Source organism: Oscillibacter sp. CU971 (assembly GCF_905219725.1).
Lineage (GTDB): Bacteria > Bacillota > Clostridia > Oscillospirales > Oscillospiraceae > Oscillibacter.
Genome location: NZ_CAJMXG010000181.1, coordinates 1 through 6,248, shown reverse-complemented (window position 1 = coordinate 6,248; position 6,248 = coordinate 1). Strand labels below are relative to the sequence as shown.

At 64.5% G+C, this 6,248-nt stretch carries 7 protein-coding genes; all 7 read right to left on the bottom strand.

Translation table 11 applies throughout. The features are described 5' to 3' along the window. Positions 1–901, bottom strand: a 901-nt coding sequence (locus tag JX325_RS11695; RefSeq protein ID WP_204791294.1) for a V-type ATP synthase subunit B, incomplete at its 3' end; no start/stop codon positions are given. Then, entirely contained in the window at positions 901–2,673 is a 1,773-nt protein-coding gene (locus JX325_RS11690; protein WP_204791293.1) for a V-type ATP synthase subunit A, read from the bottom strand. The genes JX325_RS11690 and JX325_RS11695, both read right to left, overlap by 1 nt. Before the next feature lie 164 nt (positions 2,674–2,837). Further along, positions 2,838–3,155, bottom strand: a complete 318-nt coding sequence (locus tag JX325_RS11685; RefSeq protein WP_204791292.1) for a V-type ATP synthase subunit F — start codon at positions 3,153–3,155, stop codon at positions 2,838–2,840. A 17-nt stretch (positions 3,156–3,172) separates the two neighbouring features. Then, positions 3,173–4,171: a V-type ATPase subunit gene (locus tag JX325_RS11680; RefSeq protein ID WP_204791291.1), complete on the bottom strand. Its 999-nt coding sequence runs from the start codon at positions 4,169–4,171 to the stop codon at positions 3,173–3,175. A 16-nt stretch (positions 4,172–4,187) separates the two neighbouring features. Further along, entirely contained in the window at positions 4,188–4,772 is a 585-nt protein-coding gene (locus JX325_RS11675) for a V-type ATP synthase subunit E (protein ID WP_204791290.1), read from the bottom strand. 26 nt (positions 4,773–4,798) lie between these two features. Beyond that, positions 4,799–5,323, bottom strand: coding sequence for a V-type ATP synthase subunit K (locus tag JX325_RS11670; protein WP_204791295.1), 525 nt, complete (start codon positions 5,321–5,323; stop codon positions 4,799–4,801). A gap of 33 nt (positions 5,324–5,356) precedes the next feature. Beyond that, positions 5,357–6,248, bottom strand: an 892-nt coding sequence (locus tag JX325_RS11665; RefSeq protein WP_374220614.1) for a V-type ATP synthase subunit I, incomplete at its 5' end; no start/stop codon positions are given.

The following is a 6,248-nucleotide window of genomic DNA, read 5'->3' as shown; positions in this document are numbered from 1 at the left end:
GGGTAATGGAGCCCTTCTTCCCCAGCTGGCGGCCGGCCCGCTCGTACAGCGTCGCCAGGTTCGTATAGAGGTAGCCGGGGAAGCCGCGGCGGCCCGGGACCTCCTTCTTGGCGGCGGAGACCTCGCGGAGGGCCTCGGCGTAGTTGGTGATGTCGGTCATGATGACCAGGACGTGCATGTCTTTCTCAAAGGCCAGGTACTCCGCGGCGGTCAGCGCCATACGGGGCGTGGCGATACGCTCGACCGCCGGGTCGTTGGCCAGGTTGGAGAACAGCACGGTACGGTCAATGGCGCCGGTGCGCTTGAACTCGTTGACGAAGAACTCCGACTCCTCGAAGGTGATGCCGATGGCGGCAAAGACCACGGCGAAGTTAGCGCTCTCGTCTCCCAGCACCTTGGCCTGCCGGGCGATCTGCGCCGCCAGGTTGGCGTGGGGCAGGCCGGAGCCGGAGAAGATGGGCAACTTCTGCCCGCGGACCAGGGTATTCAAGCCGTCGATGGTAGACACGCCGGTCTGGATGAACTCGTTGGGGTAGTCCCGGGCGGCGGGGTTCATGGGCAGGCCGTCGATATCCCGGTACTCCTCCGGCAGGATGTCGGGTCCGCCGTCAATGGGGCGGCCCATGCCGTTGAAGACCCGGCCCAGCGTGTCGCCGGACACGCCCAGCTGGAGGGGATGGCCCAGGAAGCGGACCTTGGCGTCGGCCATGTTGATGCCGGCGGCGGACTCGAAGAGCTGGACCACGGNGGTGTCGCCGTTGACCTCCAGCACCTGGCCCCGGCGGGTGGTGCCGTCGTGGAGCTCCACCTCCACCAGCTCGTTGTAGGTGACGTTCTCCACCATGCGGACCATCATCAGCGGGCTGACGATTTCCTCTACGGTTTTGTATTCACGAATCATTACTGGTCACCTCCCTGGGCGGCGATCTCGGNGATCTGCGCCTCCATCTCGGTCCCGATTTCCTCATAGACCTTGACATACTCGCCGGCGGGGACGCTCTTGGCCCGGCCGATCTTCTCCCGGACGGGAATGTCAAAGAGCTTCATCACGTCCGCCCCCTTGGCGATGGCGTCCCGGCACAGAGCCTCATAGCGGAGGATCAGCGCCAGGAGCTTGCCCTGGCGGTCATAGCTGGAATAGCCGTCGATGTCGGTGAAGGCGTTTTGCTGGAGGAAGTCCTCCCGGACCATCCGGGCCACTTCCAGGGTCAGCTGGTCGGCGGGGGACAGGGCGTCCTTACCGACCAGCTGGACGATTTCGTTCAGGCTGGCCTCCTGCTGGAGGATGCTCATGGCCTTGCTCCGGTCCTTCATGAAGTCCTCGCCGAAGTTCTCGTCGAACCAGGGCTTGAGGGTGTCCAGATACAGGGAATAGGAGTTCAGCCAGTTGATGGCGGGGAAGTGGCGCTTATAGGCCAGGGACGCGTCCAGGGCCCAGAAGACCTTGACAATGCGCATGGTGGCCTGGGACACGGGCTCGGAGAGGTCGCCGCCCGGAGGCGACACGGCGCCCACGGCGGTCAGGCTGCCCCGGCGCTCGTCGGAGCCGATGCACTCCACGCTGCCCGCCCGCTCGTAGAACTGGGCCAGGCGGGAGGAGAGGTAGGCGGGGTAGCCCTCTTCGCCGGGCATCTCCTCCAGGCGGCCGGACATCTCGCGGAGGGCCTCGGCCCAGCGGGAGGTGGAGTCGGCGATGACGGCCACGTCATAGCCCATGTCCCGGAAGTACTCCGCGATGGTAATGCCGGTGTAGACGGAAGCCTCACGGGCCGCCACGGGCATATCGGAGGTGTTGGCAATCAGCACCGTCCGCTTCATCAGCGACTCGCCGGTGCGGGGGTCCTTCAGCTCGGGGAACTCCCGCAGAACGTCGGTCATCTCGTTGCCCCGCTCGCCGCAGCCGATGTAGACCACGATGTCCACGTCGGACCACTTGGCCAGCTGGTGCTGGACCACGGTCTTGCCGGAGCCGAAGGGGCCGGGAACGGCGGCGGTGCCGCCCTTGGCGATGGGGAACATGGTGTCAATGATCCGCTGGCCGGAGCACAGGGGACGCTCGGGGGAGTATTTTTTCTCATAGGGACGGCCCACACGCACGGGCCACTTCTGGACCATGGTCAGGGGCACGTCCCTGCCGTCCTCGGTGGTGAGGGTGGCCACGGTGTCCGTGACCTTGTAGCTGCCGCTCTGGACGGACTTGATGGTGCCTTTCAGGTTGGGGGGCACCATGATTTTGTGGAGCACCACGGCCGTCTCGGGGACGGTGCCGATGACGTCGCCGCCAATCACCTTGTCCCCGGCTTTCACCGTGGCGGTGAAGTCCCACTTTTTCTCGTGGTCCAGGGGGGAGACCTCCACGCCGCGGGTGATATTGTTGCCGTGGACCTTCTCCATGATTTTCTCCAGCGGGCGCTGGATGCCGTCATAGATGCCCTCGATCATGCCGGGGCCCAGCTCCACGCTCATGGGCGCGCCGGTGGTTTCGACGACGGCGCCGGGGCCCAGGCCGGAGGTTTCCTCATAGACCTGGATGGAGGCGGCGTCGCCCTTCATGGTCAGGATCTCGCCGATCAGGCGCTGGGGGCCGACGCGGACCACGTCGCTCATGTTGGCGTTGGACAGGCCCGTGGCGACCACCAGCGGCCCGGAAACTTTAACAACTTTGCCGCTCAAACTCTAAAACCTTCTTTCAGGATAGATTTGCGGGAAATTGAATCATTTTTGCGACGACATGCGCGTCACAAAAATTCCTCGACTCGCGCGCCTTGGGCGCGCTCACCAGTCCGCAGACTGGTGGGGGGAATTTAAAGGGGGGACGAAGTCCCCTCTTTAAGAGGCTACAGGATNTCCGCGCCGACCGCGCGCTCAATCGCTCNTTGAATGTTATTCTTGCCGATGCCCAGGGACCCCTGGCGGCCGGGGATGAGGATAATGGCCGGGCGGATTTCGTCCTTGTAGCGGGAAATCACGTCCTCCATATCCTTCGCCAGCTGCTCCGTGAGGTAAATCACGGCGCAGTTCCCCTTGGCCAGCTCCTTGATTTTCTCCCTGGCCTGCGCCGCGTCCGCGACGGGGTAGGTGTCCAGCCCCAGGGCCCGGAAGCCCATAACGGACTCCCAATCGCCTACGGCGGCAATCTGATAGGTCATAGCCATATTGTCACCTCACCGCCTTACACATACCCGTTCCGCAGCCGGGAACGGATGACCTCGGCGGGCAGGCCCGCCCCGCGGCCCATCAGCAGGATGCGGATGTTGGTATACTCCGTCTCCCGGGCCGCCAGATACCCCAGCAGCGGGGCCTCGCCGAAGGGCACGAACTGCGCCCCGGCCAGGTACTCCCCCACCGCGTCGTCACAGAGCTTCTCGAAAGCCGTCAGCGGCCCGCCCCGAAGGGCCTCCGCTCCCGCCTCCGCCGCCGCCTGGAGGGGCGTGGGGCCGTAGAGCTCCTGGAGGGAACCGGAGTTCCCCGCGGCGGCCACGGCGTCCGCGCCGACGCCGCCGCCCTCCAAAAGCACGGTTTTCAGGAAATCCCCGCTCTTGCCCATCCGCAGGGTGCGGACCAGGCTCCGGAGGTTCGCCGCGTCAATCTGGATCTTCACGTAGCCCGCCAAAAAGGCGCTGCCCGTCTCCTCCGCCACCCGCGCCATCTCCTGGTAGCACCAGCGGTCCAGCACGATGTCGGAAAGCTGGGGGTCCCGGGTGGAATCCAGCACGTCCTTGGCCTCCGCCGCCGCGGCGGCCAGGCCCTCCGGCAGCTCATCCAGCCGTCCGGCCTGGACGGCCTCCTTCAGCTCCGCCGCGCCGACGCGGCCCATATCCATCAGCATGGAGTCGGGGCTTACGTTCATCGCCGCGGCCTTCAGCACGGCCTTGATGTTGTGATAGTCGTATTTCAGCTTGAAAATGTCGATATACCTGGGGTCCGGCGCGCCGTCCAGCACGTCGGAGAGGGTGGCCTCCCGGGCCGCCGAGAGGGCGGCGTCCATGGCCTCGGGGTTACGTGCGTCCAGTTCAGGATATCCGCACTCCTGGAGGAGCTTGACGGCTTCCTCGTCCGTGCGGGCGTCCAGGACCTGTTCCATCCGTTCCCGTGTCAGGAGCCCGGTCTCCATGGCCTTGATGCGGGCCGAGATCGCCAGGTAATCGGTGTCTTTGATTCTTTTCGCCAAGACACTTCCTCCTTCATTATGAGAACAGCTTCTTCACCACTTCTCCCGCGGTCTCCGCCTTCTGCAGGCGCACCAGGGTGTCGAACGCGCAGTTGACCTCCACGTTCTCGGAGCGGAGGATGAAGCCGCCCTGAATGGAACGGGTCTCCCCGGAGAGGGTCAGCTTTTTGCCCCCGTCCTTGTTGGCCTTTTCCACGGCGGCCTTGCCCACCTTGCGGCGGTCCTTGTCGGAGAAGATGACCTCCTCCTTTCCGGTGGAGGACGCCTGAATCAGCAGCTCCGCCAGCACGGCGGCATACTTCTCCTCGGGCAGGGAGCAGAGCTTTTGGAGGGCCAGGCCATAGGCCTTTTCCACCATCTCCTGCTTGGTGGCCAGGGCGGCCTTCCGGGCCTCCATCTGGGCGGTGCCGGCCAGGCGCTCTTCCCGCTCCGCGGCGGCNTTTTTGTTCTTGNCGTCCAGGTCCGCCGCCTCGGNGTNCGCCNGGGCCTTGTACCTGGCGGCGATCTTCTCCGCCTCGGCCCGGGCCTCGCCCAGAACGCGGTCGATCTCCGCCTGGGCCTCGGCGCCGATGCGCTGGGTGATTCTTTCAATTCCGTTCATGGTTCAATCCCCTTTCCGCGGGGCGATCAAGAAATGTTGATGATCATCAGCATGGAAGCCAGCAGAGACAAGATGGCGTAGAACTCCACGGTGATGCAGAGCACCATGCCCTTGGNCCAGTCGTCGGGCTTCTTGGCCAGGATGTTGATGGAGCCGGCGGCCACGCGGCCCTGGGCGATGGCGGAGAACAGGCCGCCGAGAGCCATGGGAAGGCACGCGCAGAAGTACTGGAGGCCCTGGGCCACCGTCATGCCGCTGGCGTCGCCGCCCAGCAGGCCCATGGAGAAGATGGCGAAGAACCAAACCACCAGGCCGTACAGGCCCTGGGTGCCGGGGATAACCTGGAGAATCATGACCTTACCGAACTTGCTGGGGACCTGGCAGAGGAGGCCGGTGCCCGCCTCGCCGGCGATGCCGGTGCCCTTGGCGGAGCCGATGCCGGGGAGAACCGCCGCCAGGCCCGCGCCCAGAAGAGCCAGGGCCAGGCCGCCGAAAGCGCCCAGGAAGGATTGTGCCGCCGCGTTCTGCTCGATCGCCTGAATGAGTTCCATATCCACCATAATGTTGTTCCTCCTAAAATAAATTTACTTTGTAATGTCCACGTATTTGGTCTCCATGGCCAGGGGCCGGAAGGGCTTGCCGCCGTCCTCATAGAACTTCCCGAAGTACTCCAGGCACTGGAGACGCAGGTCATGGACGTAGCAGCCCAGCAGGTTCAGCGCGAAGTTCAGCGCGTTGCCCGCCAGGGAGATCACAAGGAAAATGAGGATGTTGCCGGGAATCGCGCCCAGGGTGTTGAACACCTGGGCAATGACGCTGCCCGCCAGCATCAGGGCCATGAGACGGGCGTAAGAGAGGATGTCGCCGAAGTAGCCCGTCACATGGTTGTAGAGGGAGCCGAAGATGCCCATGATCTTGCCGAAGCCCTGGCCGGTGACCAGGGGCCCGATGACGATCAGGGCCAGGCCCGCGTAGAGCACCAGGTTCGTCACCCCCGCCGCCATCAGTCCGATGCCGATGAAGACGATCCACCATGTGACCTCCTCGAAAACGGCGTCCAGCACCTGCCCGGCTTTCAGCTTGCGGATGAAGCTGACCGCCATGCCGGTGACGATCTGGACCATTCCCAGGGCCATGGCGCCCACAAGAATCATCAGCGTGTCGTTCAGGGGGGTGAACAGGGCCGGGAGGGCGAAGTCCCCTCCGGTGGTGAGCTTCACCACCTGGGTGAGGAAGTCTCCGAAGAAGCCGCCGGTCAGCGCGCCCCAGAAGAAGGTAGAGACGCCGCACAGCTGCAAAAGGCCCATCATGTGGCCCATGGTGCCCTTGGGCCGGAATTTCTTCGAGATGACGGTGCCCGCCAGGAACATCAAAATGCCGTAGCCCATGTCCGCCATCATGATGCCGTAGAACAAAATGAAGAACGGCGCCATGAGGGGGTTGGGGTCCACGTTGTTGTACGCGGGGAGGGAGTAC